At 72.2% G+C, this 17,465-nt stretch carries 12 protein-coding genes and 1 tRNA gene; 5 read left to right on the forward strand and 8 right to left on the reverse strand.

The features are described from left to right. Positions 1-30: 30 nt before the first annotated feature. The gene (aceE, locus tag J2X26_RS09280; protein WP_307491655.1) at positions 31-2,775 is read right to left on the reverse strand and encodes a pyruvate dehydrogenase (acetyl-transferring), homodimeric type; all 2,745 of its coding nucleotides are present in this window, start codon (positions 2,773-2,775) and stop codon (positions 31-33) included. Between the two features lie 345 nt (positions 2,776-3,120). Between aceE and J2X26_RS09285 the strand changes: the two genes are divergently transcribed. From J2X26_RS09285 to J2X26_RS09295, 3 genes are all read left to right on the forward strand, one after another. Further along, on the forward strand, positions 3,121-3,543 hold the full coding sequence (locus J2X26_RS09285) for a DUF3052 domain-containing protein (protein WP_307491657.1): 423 nt from the start codon (positions 3,121-3,123) through the stop codon (positions 3,541-3,543). A 44-nt stretch (positions 3,544-3,587) separates the two neighbouring features. Beyond that, positions 3,588-4,067, forward strand: coding sequence for a peroxiredoxin (locus J2X26_RS09290; RefSeq protein WP_307491659.1), 480 nt, complete (start codon positions 3,588-3,590; stop codon positions 4,065-4,067). Positions 4,068-4,127: 60 nt separating this feature from the next. Continuing rightward, positions 4,128-4,201 (forward strand) — tRNA-Val (locus J2X26_RS09295). A 53-nt stretch (positions 4,202-4,254) separates the two neighbouring features. On the opposite strand, the gene J2X26_RS09300 is transcribed toward J2X26_RS09295, so the two are convergent. The 7 genes from J2X26_RS09300 to J2X26_RS09330 all read right to left on the reverse strand — a co-directional run bounded on the left by J2X26_RS09300 (position 4,255) and on the right by J2X26_RS09330 (position 13,646). Further along, complete coding sequence (locus tag J2X26_RS09300) at positions 4,255-4,557, reverse strand: DUF2249 domain-containing protein (RefSeq protein ID WP_307491660.1); 303 nt, start codon at positions 4,555-4,557, stop codon at positions 4,255-4,257. Between the two features lie 29 nt (positions 4,558-4,586). Then, complete coding sequence (narI, locus tag J2X26_RS09305; protein WP_307491662.1) at positions 4,587-5,336, reverse strand: respiratory nitrate reductase subunit gamma; 750 nt, start codon at positions 5,334-5,336, stop codon at positions 4,587-4,589. Then, entirely contained in the window at positions 5,333-6,025 is a 693-nt protein-coding gene (gene narJ, locus J2X26_RS09310) for a nitrate reductase molybdenum cofactor assembly chaperone (RefSeq protein WP_307491664.1), read from the reverse strand. Before narJ ends, narI begins: the two co-directional genes overlap by 4 nt. After that, positions 6,022-7,707, reverse strand: coding sequence for a nitrate reductase subunit beta (narH, locus tag J2X26_RS09315; RefSeq protein WP_307491665.1), 1,686 nt, complete (start codon positions 7,705-7,707; stop codon positions 6,022-6,024). The genes narJ and narH overlap by 4 nt, the downstream gene beginning before the upstream one ends. Positions 7,708-7,720: 13 nt before the next feature. Beyond that, positions 7,721-11,491, reverse strand: a complete 3,771-nt coding sequence (locus J2X26_RS09320) for a nitrate reductase subunit alpha (RefSeq protein ID WP_307491666.1) — start codon at positions 11,489-11,491, stop codon at positions 7,721-7,723. 11 nt (positions 11,492-11,502) lie between these two features. Beyond that, positions 11,503-12,810 carry an MFS transporter gene (locus J2X26_RS09325; RefSeq protein WP_307491668.1) on the reverse strand — a complete coding sequence of 436 codons (1,308 nt, stop codon included), beginning with the start codon at positions 12,808-12,810 and terminating at the stop codon, positions 11,503-11,505. Between the two features lie 110 nt (positions 12,811-12,920). Then, positions 12,921-13,646 carry a helix-turn-helix transcriptional regulator gene (locus tag J2X26_RS09330; protein ID WP_307491670.1) on the reverse strand — a complete coding sequence of 242 codons (726 nt, stop codon included), beginning with the start codon at positions 13,644-13,646 and terminating at the stop codon, positions 12,921-12,923. 107 nt (positions 13,647-13,753) lie between these two features. Between J2X26_RS09330 and J2X26_RS09335 the strand changes: the two genes are divergently transcribed. Both J2X26_RS09335 and J2X26_RS09340 read left to right on the forward strand, forming a co-directional pair. Further along, entirely contained in the window at positions 13,754-14,902 is a 1,149-nt protein-coding gene (locus J2X26_RS09335; RefSeq protein WP_307491672.1) for a hypothetical protein, read from the forward strand. Continuing rightward, positions 14,899-17,457: a multicopper oxidase domain-containing protein gene (locus tag J2X26_RS09340; RefSeq protein ID WP_307491673.1), complete on the forward strand. Its 2,559-nt coding sequence runs from the start codon at positions 14,899-14,901 to the stop codon at positions 17,455-17,457. Before J2X26_RS09335 ends, J2X26_RS09340 begins: the two co-directional genes overlap by 4 nt. The last annotated feature ends 8 nt before the right edge of the window (positions 17,458-17,465 follow it).

The following is a 17,465-nucleotide window of genomic DNA, read 5'->3' on the forward strand; positions in this document are numbered from 1 at the left end:
GCGAGTCCGGGCCGTCGTCGTGTCGTCAGGTCAGCTGTCGCCGCCGGTGTTGCCCGACGTGCCCGCCGTGACGTCGTACAGCCGGTAGCGCTCGATGGCCTGTGCCGGCGCCTCGGGGGCCACCGCGCCGGAGCGCGCCAGCTGCTGGAGCACGCGCACCACCGTCGACGGGCCGTCGATCTTGAAGTGACGACGGGCCGCCGCGCGGGTGTCCGAGAAGCCGAAGCCGTCGGCGCCCAGCGTGGCGTACGTCCCCGGGACCCAGGCACGGACCTGGTCGGCGACGAGGTGGTCGAAGTCCGTCGTCGCGACGAACGGACCCTCCGCCCCCTGGAGCTTGGCCGTCAGGTACGGCACCCGCTCCTCCTCACCGGGGTGCAGGTAGGCGTGCTGGTCCGCGGCGAGGCCGTCGCGGCGCAGCTCGTTCCAGCTGGTCACCGACCACACCGCCGCCTGGACGCCCCAGTCGTCGGCCAGGAGCTTCTTGGCCTCGAGCGCCCACGGCACCGCGACGCCGGACGCCAGGATCTGGGCGCGCGGCCCGTCACCCTCGGCGGGGGCGATCAGGTGGATGCCCCGCAGGATGCCCTCGACGTCGACGCCCTCGGGCTCCACGGGCTGCTGCATCGGCTCGTTGTAGACGGTGAGGTAGTAGATGACGTCGCGGTCACGGTCGTGGCCCTCGCCGTACATCCGCTCGATGCCGTCCTTGACGATGTGCCGGATCTCGTACCCGTACGCCGGGTCGTAGTGCACGACGTGGGACATGGTGCCGGCCAGCAGCGGCGAGTGGCCGTCGGCGTGCTGCAGACCCTCACCCGTCAGGGTGGTGCGGCCGGCGGTGGCGCCGATGAGGAACCCGCGGGCCATCTGGTCACCGGCGGCCCAGAACTGGTCGCCGGTGCGCTGGAACCCGAACATCGAGTAGTAGAAGTAGAACGGGATCAGCGGCTCGCCGTGCGTCGCGTAGGACGTGCCGACGGCCTGGAACGCCGAGGCGGAACCGGCCTCGTTGATGCCCGTGTGCATGATCTGGCCGGACTCGGACTCCTTGTAGGAGAGCATGAGCTCGCGGTCCACGGCCATGTAGTTCTGGCCGTTCGTGTTGAAGATCTTGGCGCTCGGGAAGATCGAGTCCAGGCCGAACGTGCGGGCCTCGTCGGGAATGATCGGCACCAGTCGGTGGCCGAACTCCTTGTCCCGCACCAGGTCCTTGAACAGGCGCACGAGCGCCATGGTCGTGGCGACCTCCTGGTGCCCCGAACCCTTGGCCAGGCCCTCGTAGACCTTGTCCTCGGGCAGCACGAGCGGCTTGTGCGTCGTGCGGCGCTCCGGCACGAATCCGCCGAGCTGACGGCGACGCTCGAGCAGGTACTGGATGCCCTCGTCGTCGGCCCCCGGGTGGAAGTACGGCGGGACGTACGGGTTCTCGTCGATCTGCTCGTCCGTGATCGGGATGTGCAGCGAGTCGCGCAGCGTCTTGAGGTCGTCGGACTTGAGCTTCTTCATCTGGTGCGTGGCGTTGCGACCGGCGAACCCGGACCCCAGGCCGTAGCCCTTGATGGTGTGCGCCAGGATGACCGTCGGCTGCCCCGTGTGCTCGCGGGCGGCCTTGTAGGCGGCGTAGATCTTGCGGTAGTCGTGCCCGCCGCGCTTGAGCGCCCAGATCTCGTCGTCGGACATCTTCTCGACGAGCTGCTTGGTCCGCGGGTCGCGGCCGAAGAAGTGCTCGCGGATGAAGGCGCCACTCTCGGCGCGGTACGTCTGGAAGTCACCGTCGGGCGTCGTGTTCATCAGGTTGACGAGCGCGCGGTCCTTGTCGGCGTTGAGCAGGGCGTCCCACTCGCGGCCCCAGATCACCTTGATGACGTTCCACCCGGCGCCGCGGAACTGCGCCTCGAGCTCCTGGATGATCTTGCCGTTGCCGCGGACCGGGCCGTCGAGCCGCTGAAGGTTGCAGTTGACGACGAAGGTCAGGTTGTCCAGGCCCTGCTGGCCGGCCAGCTGGAGCATGCCGCGGGACTCGGGCTCGTCCATCTCGCCGTCGCCGAGGAACGCCCAGACGTCCTGCTGGCTGGTGTCCTTGATGCCGCGCAGGTGCAGGTACCGGTTGGTCCACGCCTGGTAGATGGCGGAGGCCGGGCCCAGGCCCATCGAGACCGTCGGGAACTCCCAGAGGTCCGGCGCGAGGCGCGGGTGCGGGTACGACGGGAGGCCGCCGCCCGGGTGGGACAGCTCCTGGCGGAACCCGTCCAGCTGGTGGGCGGAGAGCCGGCCCTCGAGGAACGCGCGGGCGTAGACGCCGGGGGAGGCGTGGCCCTGGAAGTAGACCTGGTCACCGCCGCCCGGGTGGTCCTTGCCGCGGAAGAAGTGGTTGAGGCCCACCTCGGTGAGCGTCGCGACCGACGCGTACGAGGAGATGTGCCCCCCGACGCCGATCCCGGGTCGCTGCGCCCGCGTGACCATCACCGCGGCGTTCCAGCGGATCCACGACCGGTAGCGGCGCTCGAGCGCCTCGTCGCCCGGGAAGTAGGGCTCGTCGTGCACCGCGATGGTGTTGACGTAGGGGGTGTTGAGCGAGGCCGGGATGGCCACGTTCCGCTGTCGCGCGTGCCGCAGCATGCTCAGCAGCACGTAGCGCGCGCGAGGCCCGCCCTTCTCGTCGATGAGTCCGTCGAGGGACTCCACCCACTCGCCGGTCTCGTCCGGATCGATGTCCGGCACCTGGCTGAGCAGGCCACCGATGAGCGGTCCTGTCTCGTCGATCGAAGCCACCAGCGCTCCTTGCCTCTCGTCCGCGCGCACGAGCCCGGTCGGCATCGGCGGCGCATCTGGCCCGAACCCCCGGGCGCGCGCCGGTGTGGGCGGCGACGACGGGTACGGGTAGTCGACCCATTCTCTGACCCCGCGGGCCCGAAAGTCACACCGAGTAGCAGGAACGTCCACGTGACGTCCGCGACAGTCGCTCCCGCCGGGGGCTGGCCCGGGTTGCGCGACGGTGCGACACCATCATCCGTGCAGGTCTTGCGTGCGCCCGCCCGGGTGCGGTGGGCTAGCGTGTGCGGCAATGAGCAGGCGCTCCCCGGACGGGGTCGCCGAGACGGAGGGAGCGGTCCGGACGTGTCATCCACCGCGGACGAAGGCGCGTCGCAGACGGCCGCCCGCTTGGGCTTCACCTCGGGCCAGGTGGTCCAGGAGTTCGGCTACGACGACGACGTCGATGACGAGCTGCGCGCCAGCCTGGAGGCCGTCACCGGCACAGAGCTGGTCGACGAGGAGTACGACGACGTCACCGACGGTGCCGTCATCTGGTTCCGTGACGGCGACGGTGACCTCACCGACGCGCTCGTGGACGCCATGACCGTGCTCGACGACGGCGGTCCCATCTGGGTCCTCACCCCGAAGGCGGGCCGTTCCGGGCACGTGTCCCACAGCGACATCGAGGAGGCGGCGACGACCTCCGGGCTGCACGCCATGAGCACCTTCTCGATCGCGCCCGACTGGTCCGCCACCCGGCTCGGCGCGCGCGGCCGCGGACGCTGACCGCCGGATCGCACGGCTCGGCGGTCGTTGTTACAGTCCGCGCCATGGACGCCACCGCCCGCACCACGCCCCCGACCGGCGCACCCGCCCCGGAGTTCTCGCTCCCCGACACCCACGGCACCCCGGTGACCCTCAGTGGGCTGCGCGGCGGTCCCGTCGTGATCGTCTTCGTCCCGTTCGCGTTCTCCGGCACGTGCACCGGTGAGCTGTGCGAGCTGCGGGACAACATCAAGGAGTTCGAGGAGGCCGGCGTCCACGTGCTGGTCGTCTCCTGCGACCCGGGCCACTCGTTGCGCGCGTGGGCGGCGCAGGAGGGCTTCGCGTTCGACCTGCTGTCCGACTTCTGGCCGCACGGCGAGGTCGCGCATGCCTACGGCGTCTTCGACGACACCCGGGGCTTCGCGGTGCGCGGCAGCTTCCTGGTCGACGCCGAGGGCATGCTGCGGTGGAGCCTGGTCAACCCTCCCGGGCGGGCTCGTGACTTCTCGTCGTACCGTGCGGCGCTGGCGGACCTCGCCGCCTGACGACGGCGCGCGCCGGTATCCTTGGCGACCGTCGGGCCGCCCGCGCGTCGGGCGGCTCAGGGGCCTGTAGCTCAGCTGGTCAGAGCGCCGCGCTTACACCGCGGAGGTCGCCGGTTCGAAACCGGCCGGGCCCACCCAGCAGCGTCGCCGTCGCTGCTCTGCGACGGCGACGCCGGTCTCGGGGGAGTCACCCCAGGCGGGTCAGGCGGACGTGCCAGGCGTCCGGACCGTCCACCAGCACCTCGACGTCGATCTCGGCCCGCTCGCGGAGCTGCGCGATGAGCGGGCGGGGCAGGTGCGGCGCGACGAGGACCAGCGACTGGCCGGGCGGGATCGCCTCGAACGCGCCGAAGACGGTCGCATGCCGGATGGCGTGCGGGATCGGGCGGACGTCGAGCACCGGGTCGGCCTCGTCGTGGCCGCCGCAGCCGCAGGAGTGGCCGGCGGGCTCGGGGGCGGTGGGCAGGATCTCGACGTGCTCGGCGGTCATGGTCTCTCCTCGGGGTGGGTGGTGCGGGGTCAGCGGGGTGCGCCGGGGCGCTCGACGCGCTCCCAGCCGCGTCGTGGGACGCGGTTGCCCAGGCGGTCGTCGTCGCGGGTCCGGTACACGATGTACGGCCGGGTGACGTAGCCCAGGGGCGCCGAGAACACGTGCACCAGCCGCGTGAACGGCCAGAGGCCGAACAGCGCCAGGGCGCACAGGATGTGCAGCTGGAAGGCCAGCGGTACCTCGGCCATCAGGGCGGGGTCGGGCTGGAACGTCAGCAGCCCGCGCACCCACGGCGATACCGAGCCGCGGTAGTCGTACGCGTCGCCGAGCACCTGGAACATGACGGTGGCCGCGGTGCCGAACGCCAGGGTCGCGCCGAGTACCACGTACATGAGCTTGTCCATGCGGGTCGTCGCCAGGAAGACCGGACCGACGGTGCGGCGGCGGTAGACGAGGATCCCGAGCCCGGCGAGCGTGAGGACCGCGGCGATCGTGCCGGCCCACGTGGCGACCACGTGGTACGCGTGCTCCGTGACGCCGACGGCCTCGAGCCACGTCCGGGGAATCAGCAGGCCGACGACGTGCCCACCGATCACCATGAGGATCCCGATGTGGAACATCGGCGACCCGGCCCGCAGCAGCCGCGACTCGTAGACCTGCGACGAGCGGGTGGTCCAGCCGAAGCGGTCGTACCGGTACCTCCACAGGTGGCCGACGACGAACACGGCCCCGGCGATGTACGGGAGCACCACCCACAGCAGGATGTCGCGCGTCGTCATGCCGGTACCTCCGAACGGACGGTCGGGAACGGGAGCAGGGGTGCGGACAGGCCGACCGTCTCCGACGGCGGGCCGCTGGCGACCAGGTCGGCGAACCGTGCGGCGGTGGCGTCGTCGATCGCGGGCAGCGTGAGGCACACCGCGTCGAGGAGGTTCGCGTACGGGCTGCGCGCGTGGTGCAGGGCGGAGCGCAGGAGCTCGATCCCGGCACGATGGGTGCCCAGCAGGGTGTCGGCGATCGGCCCGGGCTCCCGCCCCGACAGCTCGAGGACCGTCGGCAGGTGGTCGGGCAGCTCGTCGTCCGGTGGCTCCCAGCCGCACGCGCGGTACGCCTCGACGAACGTCACCAGCGCCATGCCGCGGCGCCGGGTGTCACCCGCCGCGTAGTACGTCAGGTAGAGCGCGCACCGCCGGCGCAGGTCGAACGTCTCGACGTAGTGCGCCTGCTGGGTGTCGAGGTCGAGCGGCTCGACCGCGTCGAGGAACTGGGCGAAGGCCGCCGCGACGTCGTCGGACAGGATCCCGGTGGTGTCGCGGAGCAGGTCGTGCCGCTCGCGCAGCTCCTGCGTCGGGTACTCGAGCAGGAGCGACGCGGCCATGTGCGCGATGACGCGCTCGCGCGGGTGCGCGTCGACGGGCTCGAGGAACGGCAGCGACGGCGCGCGCCCGGCGCCCGGCCGGCGGCTCATGCGTTTGCCTCCGGTCCGTCGCCGTAGCCGTCCTGGCCCGGCTCCGGCGGGAACAGCCCGGGTGGAGCCCCGTTGCCGTCCCAGTTCAGCAGGTTGACGCGCGTGGGCTGCGACGGCCCGGCCGCCTTGTCCGCGGTCTGCCGGTTGCGCAGCGCGTGGAACGTCTCGACGGCGGCGCGCATCGGGCGTCCCGACGACGAGCCGAACCGGCCGCCGCCGCCCATGCCGGGGCCACCGTCGACGTCGAGCGAGCAGCCCGTCGCCGTCTCCTCGAGGGCACGGGCGCTCTCGGCGTGCGCGGCGGGGATGACGTAGCGGTCCTCGTACTTGGCGATGGCGAGCAAGCGGTACATCCCCTCGATCTGTGCGGCCGTCATGCCCACCGACTCCGCGATGCGGGGGTCCTGGTCGGTGCCGAGGTTCACGTTGCGCATGTGCGCCCGCATCGCCGCGAGACGCTGCAGCACGGCGGTGACCGGTGCCGTCTCGCCTGCCGTGAACAGGCCGGCCAGGTACTCCACGGGGATGCGGAGCCGGTCGATGGCGGCGAACAGCGTCCGGGCGTCCTCGCCGTCGTTGCCCGACCCCGTGACCACGTCGACCACCGGCGACAGCGGCGGGATGTACCAGACCATCGGCATGGTCCGGTACTCCGGGTGCAGCGGGAGCGCGACCTCGTACGTGCTGATCAGGGACCAGATCGGCGAGCGCTGGGCGGCGTCGATCCAGTCGCGCGGGATGCCCTCGCGCTCGGCACCGGCGATGACCTCGGGGTCGTGCGGGTCCAGCAGCACGGACCGCTGGGCGGCCAGCAGCTCGGTGGGGTCCTCCACCGACGCGGCCTCGAGGACCCGGTCGGCGTCGTAGAGCACGAGCCCGAGGTAGCGCAGCCGGCCGACGCACGTCTCCGAGCAGACCGTCGGCAGACCCACCTCGAGGCGCGGGTAGCACATCGTGCACTTCTCGGCCTTGCCGGTCTTGTGGTTGAAGTAGACCTTCTTGTACGGGCAGCCGGACACGCACATGCGCCAGCCGCGGCACTGGTCCTGGTCGACGAGCACGATGCCGTCCTCGGCCCGCTTGTACATCGCGCCCGACGGGCACGACGCGACGCACGACGGGTTGAGGCAGTGCTCGCAGATGCGCGGCAGGTAGAACATGAACGCCTGCTCGAGCTCGGCCGTGACGCTCTCGCTCATCTGCTTCAGGACCGGGTCGTCCTGCATCGTCTCCATCGACCCACCGAGGTTGTCGTCCCAGTTCGCCGACCAGTGGATCTGCATGGCCTTGCCCGTGAGCAGCGACATGGGCCGCGCGACGGGCGTGTGCTCGCCCTGCGGAGCCGAGAGCAGGGTGTCGTACTCGTACGTCCACGGCTCGTAGTAGTCGTGGATCTCCGGCAGCCTCGGGTTCGAGAAGATGTGCGCGAGCTTGGTGAACCGCCCGCCCGAGCGCAGCTTGAGCCGCCCCCGCTTGGTGCGGACCCAGCCGCCGCCCCACTTCTCCTGGTCCTCGTACCCGCGCGGGTAGCCGACCCCCGGGCGGGTCTCGACGTTGTTGAACCAGACGTACTCGACGCCTGTGCGGTTCGTCCACGCCTGCTTGCACGTGACCGAGCACGTGTGGCACCCGATGCACTTGTCGAGGTTCATCACCATCGCCATCTGCGCCATGACCTTCATGCGATGCTCCCCATCAGTACGTCACGTCCTGCGAGCGACGTCGGATCGTCGTCACCTCGTCGCGCTGGTTGCCCGTCGGGCCCAGGTAGTTGAAGGCGAACGACAGCTGCGCGTACCCGCCGATCAGGTGCGACGGCTTGAGCAGGACGCGGGTCAGCGAGTTGTGGATGCCGCCGCGCAGGCCCGAGGTCTCGGACCGCGGGACATCCACGGTGCGGTCCTTGGCGTGGTACATGAAGACCGTGCCGGCGGGCATCCGGTGGCTGACGATCGCGCGGGCGACGACGACCCCGTTGCGGTTGTAGGCCTCGATCCACTCGTTGTCGCGGACGCCGATCGTCGTGGCGTCCTGCGGGGACATCCAGATCGTCGGGCCGCCGCGCGACAGCGAGAGCATGAACAGGTTGTCCTGGTACTCCGAGTGGATCGACCACTTCGAGTGCGGAGTCAGGTAGCGCACGGTGACCTCGGCGTGGCCCTCGGACCCGGGGGTGCCTGACGGGTCCGTCGAACCCAGGCGCCGGTCCCCGAAGAGCCGGCCGAGGTCCAGCGGAGGCCGGTACACCGGCAGGTTCTCGCCGAGCTCGCTCATCCAGTCGTGGTCGAGGAAGAAGTGCTGCCGGCCCGTGAGGGTGTGCCACGGCTTGAGCTGCTCGACGTTGATCGCGAAGGCCGTGTAGCGGCGGCCGCCGTGCTCCGAGCCGGACCACTCGGGCGACGTGATGACGGGCACGGGACGCGCCTGCACGTCGGGGAACGTGATGCGCTTGCCCTCGTGCTCGCGCGCGAGCCACGCGAGCTCGGTGCCCGACTGCTTCTCGACGTCCTCGAACCCCTGCACCGCGAGGCGACCGTTCGTCGTGCCCGACAGCGCGAGGATCGTCTCGCAGACGTGCTGGGCGGTCGCGAGCCGGGGTCGGCCCGCGGCGGGTCCGTCGGTGACGACCCCGTTGAGCCGGCCGAGCTCGGCGACCTCCTTGTCGGGCATGAACTTCACGCCCTTGGTCACCATGCCGGCGGTCGCGGTCAGCGGGCCGAGCGACGTGAGCCGGTCGGCCAGCGCGGTGTAGTCCCGCTCGACGACCACGAGCTTGGGCATCGTCACGCCGGGGATCAGGTCCTCGACCGCGTCGACGGTGCCGTGCGGGACGGTCATCTCGTCCGGGGTGTCGTGCATGAGCGGCACCGCCACGAGGTCCTCGCGCTTGCCGAGGTGCCCGACGGCGAGCGTCGAGACCGCCTTCGCGAGCGTGACGAAGATGTCGAAGTCCGTGCGGGTCTGCCACGGCGGGGCGATGGCCGGGTTGAACGAGTGCACGAACGGGTGCATGTCCGTCGTCGACAGGTCGTGCTTCTCGTACCAGGTCGCCGCGGGCAGCACGACGTCGGAGAACAGCGTGGTCGACGTCATGCGGAAGTCGCTGGTGACCAGCAGGTCGAGCTTGCCGCGCGGCGCCTCGTCGTGCCAGGTCACGGAGGCCGGGCGACGGTCGGGGCCGGACTCCTCGGCCATGACGGCCGAGTCCGTGCCGAGCAGGTGGCGCAGGAAGTACTCGTTGCCCTTGCCCGACGAGCCGAGGATGTTGGCCCGCCAGACCGTCAGCACGCGCGGGAAGTTCACCGGGTCGTCGGGGTCCTCGACGGCGAACTTCAGCCGGCCCTCGCGGAGCTCGTCGACGACGTGCGCCGCCGGGTCCTTGCCTGCGGCGCGAGCCTCGTCGACCAGCTCGAGCGGGTTGCGGTTGAACGTCGGATAGCTGGGCATCCACCCGCGCTTCGCGGACTCGACGAGGCAGTCGGCGGTGGTCCGTCCCGCGAACAGGCCCTCGGCCAGCGGGGATGCGAGTGCGTCGGCGGGCAGGCCGTCGTAGCGCCACTGGTCGGTGGCGAGGTACCAGAACGCGGTGCCGATCATCTGCCGCGGCGGGCGGACCCAGTCGAGGCCGAACGCGTACTGCGCCCAGCCGGTGACGGGCCGGCACTTCTCCTGGCCGACGTAGTGCGCCCAGCCGCCGCCGTTGACGCCCTGGCAGCCGGTCATCGTGACGAGCGCGAGGAACGTGCGGTAGATCGTGTCGGAGTGGAACCAGTGGTTGGTGCCGGCGCCCATGAGGATCATCGAGCGGCCGCCCGACGCCTCGGCGTTCTCGGCGAACTCCCGTCCGATGCGCTCGGCCGCCGCGGCCGGCACCCCGGTGATCTCCTCCTGCCACGCGGGCGTCCCGGGGGTGCTCGGGTCGTCGTAGCCGGTCGGCCAGGTGCCGGGCAGCCCGTCGCGACCGACGCCGTACTGAGCGAGGAGGAGGTCGAACACGGTGGTGACCAGCGCGTCGCCGATGCGGGTGACCGGCACGCCGCGGCGCACGACGCCGGCGCCGCCGGTGTGCTCACCGTCCGGCCCGTCGGCCGCGACGTCGAACCGCGGCAGGTCCACGGCGACGGCCGTCCTGTCGTGGGTGTCGAGGTCGGCGACGGACAGGACCGGCCGGATCGTGCCGAGGTCCAGGTTCCAGGAGCCCGCCTGCGCCGGGTCGAACCGGTGCCCGAGGGTCCCGTTCGGCACACGCGGCGAGCCGTCGACGTCGAGCACGACGGTCATGAACGCGGCGTCCCGACCGTGGGTGTCGCGCGGGATCCCGTCGGGTCCGGCGACCGGGCCGCCCAGCGCGTCGGCCGTGAGGAACTTGTCCGGTACCCACGCGTCCCCGCGCTGCCGCAGCGTGACCAGGTGGGTCGCGTCGGTGAACGTCGACATGTACTCGGCGAACCGCGCGGTGCGCCGCTCGACGAGGAACTCCCGCAGGATCACGTGCCCCATCGCGGTGGCCAGCGCACCGTCGGTGCCGGGGTGCGGCGCGAGCCACTCGTCGGCGAACTTCGTGTTGTCCGCGTAGTCGGGGGAGACCGTGACGACCTTCTGGCCGCGGTAGCGCGCCTCGGTCATGAAGTGCGCGTCGGGCGTGCGCGTCACCGGCACGTTCGAGCCCCACATCATGAGGTAGCTCGCGTTCCACCAGTCGGCCGACTCCGGGACGTCCGTCTGGTCGCCGAACACCTGCGGCGACGCGACGGGCAGGTCCGCGTACCAGTCGTAGAACGACAGCATCGTGCCGCCGAGCATCGAGACGAACCGCGCGCCCGAGCCGTGCGACACCATCGACATCGCGGGGATCGGCGAGAACCCCGCGACGCGGTCCGGGCCGTACGTCTTGATGGTGTGCACGTGCGCCGCGGCGACGATCTCCGAGGCCTCGTCCCAGGTGGCGCGGATCAGCCCGCCCTTGCCGCGGGCCGACTTGTACGAGCGCGCCGTCTCGGGGTCGCCGGTGACCTCGGCCCAGGCGAGCACCGGGTCGCCCGTGCGCTCCTTGGCGGCGCGGTACGCCCGCAGCAGCGCACCGCGCACGTACGGGTACCGCACGCGGGTGGGCGAGTAGGTGTACCAGGAGAAGGCCGCGCCGCGCGGGCAGCCGCGGGGCTCGTACTCGGGGGAGTCCGGGCCGACCGACGGGTAGTCCGTCTGCTGGGTCTCCCACGTGATGATGCCGTCCTTGACGTACACCTTCCACGAGCACGACCCCGTGCAGTTCACGCCGTGCGTCGAGCGGACCACCTTGTCGTGGCTCCAGCGGTCCCGGTAGAAGGCGTCGCCCTCGCGCCCGCCCTCCAGGAACAGCGCACGCTTGTCCGGCGACATCGTGCCCGGCCGCAGGCGGGACCCGAGGCTCAGGAGCGCGTCGACGGCCGCGTTGTCGGTGCCGGGCTTGTCGGTGCGTGCGGTCACGACGGCCTCCTTCAGCTGGGGCGGGGTGCGCCGGGGCGGGCGTACTGGCGCCACACCAGGAGGGTGCAGAGCGCGAAGTACACGGCGGCCCCGATGAAGAACGCCTGGGGTGCGACGAGCGAGAGCCCGACGCCGACGAGGAACGGACCGAAGGCCGCGATGGCGGAGGTGAACCCGATGACGCCGCCCGCGCGGCGGCGCTCGAAGATCATCGGCATCTGCTTGAACGTGCCGGCGTTCCCGATGCCGGCGAACGTGAAGATCGCGAGCATGCCGCCGAGGAACAGCCCGAACGTGCTGGTGTCGGTCGGTGCCAGGAAGAAGGCCGTGAACACCGTCGCTGCCGTCATGCCGATGCCGGCGACGAGCGACCAGACCGCGCCGCCGTAGCGGTCGCACAGGGGACCCCAGGCGGCCCGCGTGATCGAGCCCAGCAGCGGGCCCAGGAAGACGTACTTCAGCGGGTCGGGAGCGCCCTCCATGCCCTCGTACATGTTCTTGATGAGCAGACCGAGCTGGGCCGCGAAGCCGGAGAAGGCGCCGAACGTCATGAGGTAGACGGCCGTCATGTACCAGGTGTGCTTCTCGTTGAAGATGTCGAGCTGCTCACGGAAGTTCGCCGTGACCGGGACGCGGCGGAGCCACACGGCGGCGAGCACCATGCCGAGCAGCACCCACGGGATGAGCACCAGGCCGGCGTTGTGCAGCCAGATCGAGGAGCCGTCGGCACGCTGCTGCGGGGTGAGCGCGGCGGTGCCGAGCAGGCCGAAGCCCACGACCCACGGCACGAGCAGCTGGATGAGGCTGACGCCGAAGTTGCCGATCCCGGCCTGCAGGCCCAGCGCGGTACCCGCCATGCGGCGCGGGAAGAAGTAGCTGGTCGAGGGCATGAACCCCGCGAACGCACCGCCACCGACGCCCGACGCCGCAGCCAGGAGCAGCAGCACCGTGTAGGACGTGCCCGGGTCGCGCACGGCGAGCACCCAGCCCACCATCGGCAGCAGGAGCAGCGTGGCCGAGCCGCCGACCAGGGTGCGGGTGCCGACGACCGGGGGCAGGAACATGTAGACGAGCCGCGAGAGCCCGGCAGCCAGCCCGGGGATCGCCACGAGCCAGTAGAGCTGGCCGGTCGTCAGGTCGTACCCGATGTCGTTGAGCCGCGGCGCGATCGCGCTGACGAGGTACCAGACGCAGAACGCCAGCGTCAGGTTGTACGTCGTGATCCACAGCGTGCGCCAGGCCAGCCGCCGGTCCCACGTCGACTCGTTCTCCGGGTCCCAGTGCGACAGATCGGGTCCGCGCAGGGTGAGGGTGGGCATCGGGACCTCCCGCGGTCATCCGTTCCGTGAGCCCGTCGTCGGGTTCACGGCGAGCATGTCCGCGGGGTCCGAGCCGTGCGCTCGAAAGAACCGTGGAAAATCCGATCGGCTCACAGCGGCTCGCTCCGACCCTCGACGTCGTCGCGGCGCAGCTGCAGGACGCAGTGCTCGGGCCCGACGAACGGCAGCAGCTCGCGGGCCGCGACGGGTCCGGGGACGGCGTCGAGCACGCCCTGCGCGAGACCGAGGTGCACGTTGCAGACGACCTCGGGGCGCGCCTTCGCCAGGTCGAGGAACGGGCAGCGGTACAGGTGGAACGCCAGCTGCGACCGGTCGAGCTCCGGGTCGAAGCCGAGCCGCTCCAGGTGACCCTCGAGCGCGTCGAGCTGGCGGTCGACACCGACGGTGCCGGTCGAGGCGGTCACCGGCGGCAGGTCACGGTCGATCACCATCGCCCGGCCGGCCGCCCGTGCGGCGGACGACGGCGAGGACACCGAGCGCCCGTACCCGTCGAGCAGGGCACGTGTGAGGGCGACCCGCGCGATCGACTCCTCGATCCGGCTCTGCGCACGCGGGTCGGTGCGCAGGTCGTGCGCCGACACCGCGCGGTACACCATCCGCGGACGCCCCCGCACGGTGCGCCGTTCGGGGGCGCGCTGCGCGAACCCGTCGCTGACGAGCCGCTGGAGGTGCTCGCGCGTGGTGTTCTCGTGCAGTCCGGTCGCCACCGCGAGCTCGCCGATCGTGTGCTCGCCACCGTCCTGCAGCAGGTGCAGCAGGTCGACGCGGCTGCCCGAGGCGAGCGTGCGTGCGGCCGGGGTGCGGCGGATGGACATGCGACGAGTATTTCCACGGTCAGTGGCGTGCGGATGGGTCGGAGGTCCCGTCGTGCGGGACGTTCGTCCCGGGACGACGCGAGGCGTGGATAACTAGCGTCGGAGCCGTGCAAAACCCTCGCGGCACGGGCCGTCCACCGCTGCGGCTCGTGCTGCTCGCACCCGCCGGGCTCGCCATGCTCGCGGGTCTCGACGGGGCTCTCCTGCTGCTGGGCGTCCCCGCGCCGATCCGGCTCGACCGGCTCGCCGACGTGCACGGGCAGCTCATGGTCCTCGGCGTCGTCGGCACCCTCGTCGCGCTGGAGCGGGCCGTCGCGGTGCGTCGGCGCCTCGCCTTCTCCTCGCCGCTGCTGCTCGCGGCCGGCTCGCTCGCGCTGCTGAGCACCGCGCCTCTCGCCGTCGGCCACGCGCTGCACCTCGCCGGGACCGTCGCCCTCGTCGGGACGTACGTCGTCGTGTGGCGCCGGCAGCCGGCGCCCGCGATCGCGGTGCAGGGCGCGGGCGCCGCCGCGGCCGTCGGGTCGGCGCTGCTGCTCCTCGCGGGGGTGCCGGTCCCCGTCGTCACACCGTGGTTCGTCGCGTTCCTCGTCCTCACGGTGGTCGGAGAGCGCGTCGAGCTCATGCGCGTCGCCGCGCCGCCCGCGTCGGTCCGCGCGGGGATCGTCGTCGCCGGGCTCGCGCTGCTCCTGGGGTCGGCCATCGCCCTCCTGCACCCGCGGGCCGGCGGTGCCGTGCTCGGCCTGGCGCTCGTCTCGCTCGCGGTCCTCCTCGCGCGCCACGACGTGGCCCGTCGGACGGTCCGCAGCACAGGTCTCCCGCGCTTCATGGCGCTCGCGATGGTCGCGGGGTTCGCGTGGCTGGCCGTCGCGGGAGGGGTGTGGCTGCTCGGCGGTGCGGTGACCGACGGACGCGCTTACGACGCCGTGCTGCACGCCGTGTTCCTCGGGTTCGTCATGTCGATGGTGATGGCGCACGCGCCCGTGATCCTGCCCGCCGTGCTGCGGCGGCCGCTGCCGTACCGGCCGGTGATGCTCGCCCCGCTGATCCTGCTGCACCTCTCGCTCGCCTTCCGGCTCGTCGTCGGGGACGGCTGGGGGAGCGTCGCCGCGGTCCGCGTGGGCGGCGTCGCGAACGTCGTGGCCGTCCTGGCGTTCCTCGCGGTGGCGGTGTGGAGCGTCGCCGTCGGGCCGCCGGCCCGTCCGCCGGACGCCGCCGTGCGGGTCGGACCCCTGGTCCGCGAGGCGGCGCTGCGATGAGCCGCGCGTCCTGGCACCTGCGGGCGAACGCCCTCGTCGGCGCGTGGCTCGTGGCCGCCGCGCTGCTCGCGCTCGGTCACCGGGCCGTCCCTGCCGCCCCGTGGCTGCTCGTGCACCTGCTCCTGCTCGGCGCGGTGAGCACGGCGATCCTCGTCTGGAGCCAGCACTTCGCGGACACCCTGCTGCGCCGGCCCGCGCGCGGCGGGCGCACCGGCCTCACCGCGCGGCTCGCTGTCCACACCGTGGGAGCCCTGGCCGTCGTCCTCGGCGTCGCCGGGTCGGTCGCGTGGCTCGTCGTCGCCGGTTCGGCGCTCGTGGCCGCCGCCGCACTCGTGCAGGTCGGGATCATGGTCGTGCAGTCGCGCGCCGCACTCCCGTCGAGGTTCGGGCACGCGGTCCGGTACTACGTGGCCGCCGGGCTGGTGCTTCCCGTCGCGGTCGGGTGCGGCGTCGTGATGGCGCGCGGCGAGGTGAGCGACGTCGTCCACGCCCGGCTGTACGTCGGGCACGTCGCCCTCGCGCTCCTCGGCTGGGTCGGGCTCACGGTGCTCGGCACGCTCGTCGTCCTGTGGCCGACCGTCCTGCACGCTCGGATCGAGCCGGCGCAGGAGGCTGCGGGCCGCAGGGCGCTGCCCGTCGCGCTCCTGGGCCTGGTGCTGGTCGCCGCGGGTGCGGCGAGCGGATGGCGGGTGCTGGTCGGGCTCGGCGCGGTGGTCGTCGCTCTCGGCACCGCGATCGGCGGCACCGTCATGGTCGCCCAGGCGCGCACGTCGCCGCCGCGCACGTATGCCGCCTGGAGCCTTGCTGCAGCCGTCGTGTGGCTCACGGCGTGCACGGTGGCGTTCGGCGCGCTGGTCGTCACCGCTCCGGGCTGGGTCGCGGCCGCGGAGGGCTTCCGGGTGCTGGTCGTTCCCTTCGCGGTGGGGTTCGCCGCGCAGATCCTCGTCGGCTCGCTCTCGTACCTGCTGCCCGTCGTCCTCGGGGGTGGACCGGCGACCGCACGGCGGACCGCGGCCGAGCTCGACCGCGGTGCGGTCCTGCGGGCCGTGCTGGTCAACGGCGGCCTCGTGCTGTTCGCAGCGCCCGTGCCCAGCGCCGTGCGCGTCCTCGCGTCCTTCGTCGTCCTCGGGGCGCTCGTCGCGTTCCTCGCGCTGGCCGGCCGCGCGGTGCTCGCCGCCCGGCGTCGTGAGGGTGTCCCGGTGCCGGAGCCCCGGTCGTCGCGCAGTGGTGCTGCCGTCGTCGCGACCGGTCTGCTGGCGATGGTCGTCGCCCTGGGCGTGGCCGTCGATCCCGCCGCCGCGGGCATCGGGTCGAGCACGCCGACGGACCCGGTCGTCGCGACGGGACGCACCACCACGGTCGCCGTGCGCGCGCTCGACATGCGCTTCAGCCCGTCGACCGTGGAGGTCCCGGTGGGCGACAGGCTCGTCGTCGAGGTCACCAACGAGGACGACGACGTCCACGAGCTCGTCGTCGAGAACGGTGCCGGGTCGGGCCGTCTGTCGCCCGGAGAGCAGGGCACCATCGACGTCGGAGTCGTCGGCGGCGACCTCGACGGGTGGTGCCCCGTGGCCGGCCACCGCCAGATGGGGATGACCCTGACGATCGTCGCCAGCGGTGCGCCGACAGAGCACGCCGAGCACACCCAGCAGGCCGAGCGGCCCGATGCCGAGCCCGACGTCATGGCGACCCCGGCGCCGTCGTTCGTCCCGCACGAGGCGACCGTGGCGCCTGCCGATCCCGGCGCCACGACCCACCGCGTGACGCTCGCCGTGACGGAGGTCGTCCGCGAGGTCGCACCCGGCGTGACGCAGCGGCTGTGGACGTTCGGCGGCCAGGCGCCAGGACCCGTGCTGCGGGGCCGCGTCGGGGACCGGTTCGAGATCACGCTCGTCAACGACGGGTCCATCGGCCACTCGATCGACTTCCACGCCGGCGCGCTGGCGCCCGACGACGTCATGCGGACGATCCAGCCGGGGGAGTCGCTGACCTACGAGTTCACCGCGACGCGGTCCGGGATCTGGATGTACCACTGCTCGACGATGCCGATGTCGATGCACATCGCGAGCGGGATGTTCGGCGCCGTCATCATCGACCCGCCGGGTCTGCCGGACGTCGACCGCGAGTACGTCATCGTGCAGTCCGAGCTCTACCTGGGCCCGCAGGGAGAGGTCGCCGACGCGGCGAAGGTCGCCGCGCGGAGCTCCGACCTCGTGGTGTTCAACGGGTACGCGAACCAGTACCGCGACCGACCCCTGGAGGCCGTGGCGGGCGAGCGGGTGCGCTTCTGGCTCCTCGACGCCGGGCCGAACCTGCCCAGCGCGTTCCACGTCGTCGGCGGCCAGTTCGACACCGTCTACCGCGAGGGCGACTGGGTGCTGCCGGACGGCGGCTCGACGGGCACGGGTGGCGCGCAGGTGCTCGACCTCGCACCGGCCCAGGGCGGGTTCGTGGAGCTGACGTTCCCCGAGCCGGGCACGTACGCCTTCGTGACCCACGCGATGGCCGACGCCGAGGCGGGAGCGCTGGGCCGGGTGCTCGTCGCCGGTGGCTGACGTCCTCG

The sequence above is a fragment of the Cellulomonas humilata genome (genome assembly GCF_030814415.1).
In the GTDB taxonomy this organism is placed as follows: domain Bacteria; phylum Actinomycetota; class Actinomycetes; order Actinomycetales; family Cellulomonadaceae; genus Cellulomonas; species Cellulomonas humilata_A.

Excerpts from the sequence above, each read along its gene's own strand:
- J2X26_RS09290 (WP_307491659.1), top strand. The coding sequence starts at position 3,588 with ATGGACGCCACCGCCCGCACCACGCCCCCGACCGGCGCACCCGCCCCG.
- J2X26_RS09300 (WP_307491660.1), bottom strand. The coding sequence starts at position 4,557 with ATGACCGCCGAGCACGTCGAGATCCTGCCCACCGCCCCCGAGCCCGCC.
- narI (WP_307491662.1), bottom strand. The coding sequence starts at position 5,336 with ATGACGACGCGCGACATCCTGCTGTGGGTGGTGCTCCCGTACATCGCC.
- narJ (WP_307491664.1), bottom strand. The coding sequence starts at position 6,025 with ATGAGCCGCCGGCCGGGCGCCGGGCGCGCGCCGTCGCTGCCGTTCCTC.
- narH (WP_307491665.1), bottom strand. The coding sequence starts at position 7,707 with ATGAAGGTCATGGCGCAGATGGCGATGGTGATGAACCTCGACAAGTGC.
- J2X26_RS09325 (WP_307491668.1), bottom strand. The coding sequence starts at position 12,810 with ATGCCCACCCTCACCCTGCGCGGACCCGATCTGTCGCACTGGGACCCG.
- J2X26_RS09330 (WP_307491670.1), bottom strand. The coding sequence starts at position 13,646 with ATGTCCATCCGCCGCACCCCGGCCGCACGCACGCTCGCCTCGGGCAGC.
- J2X26_RS09340 (WP_307491673.1), top strand. The coding sequence starts at position 14,899 with ATGAGCCGCGCGTCCTGGCACCTGCGGGCGAACGCCCTCGTCGGCGCG.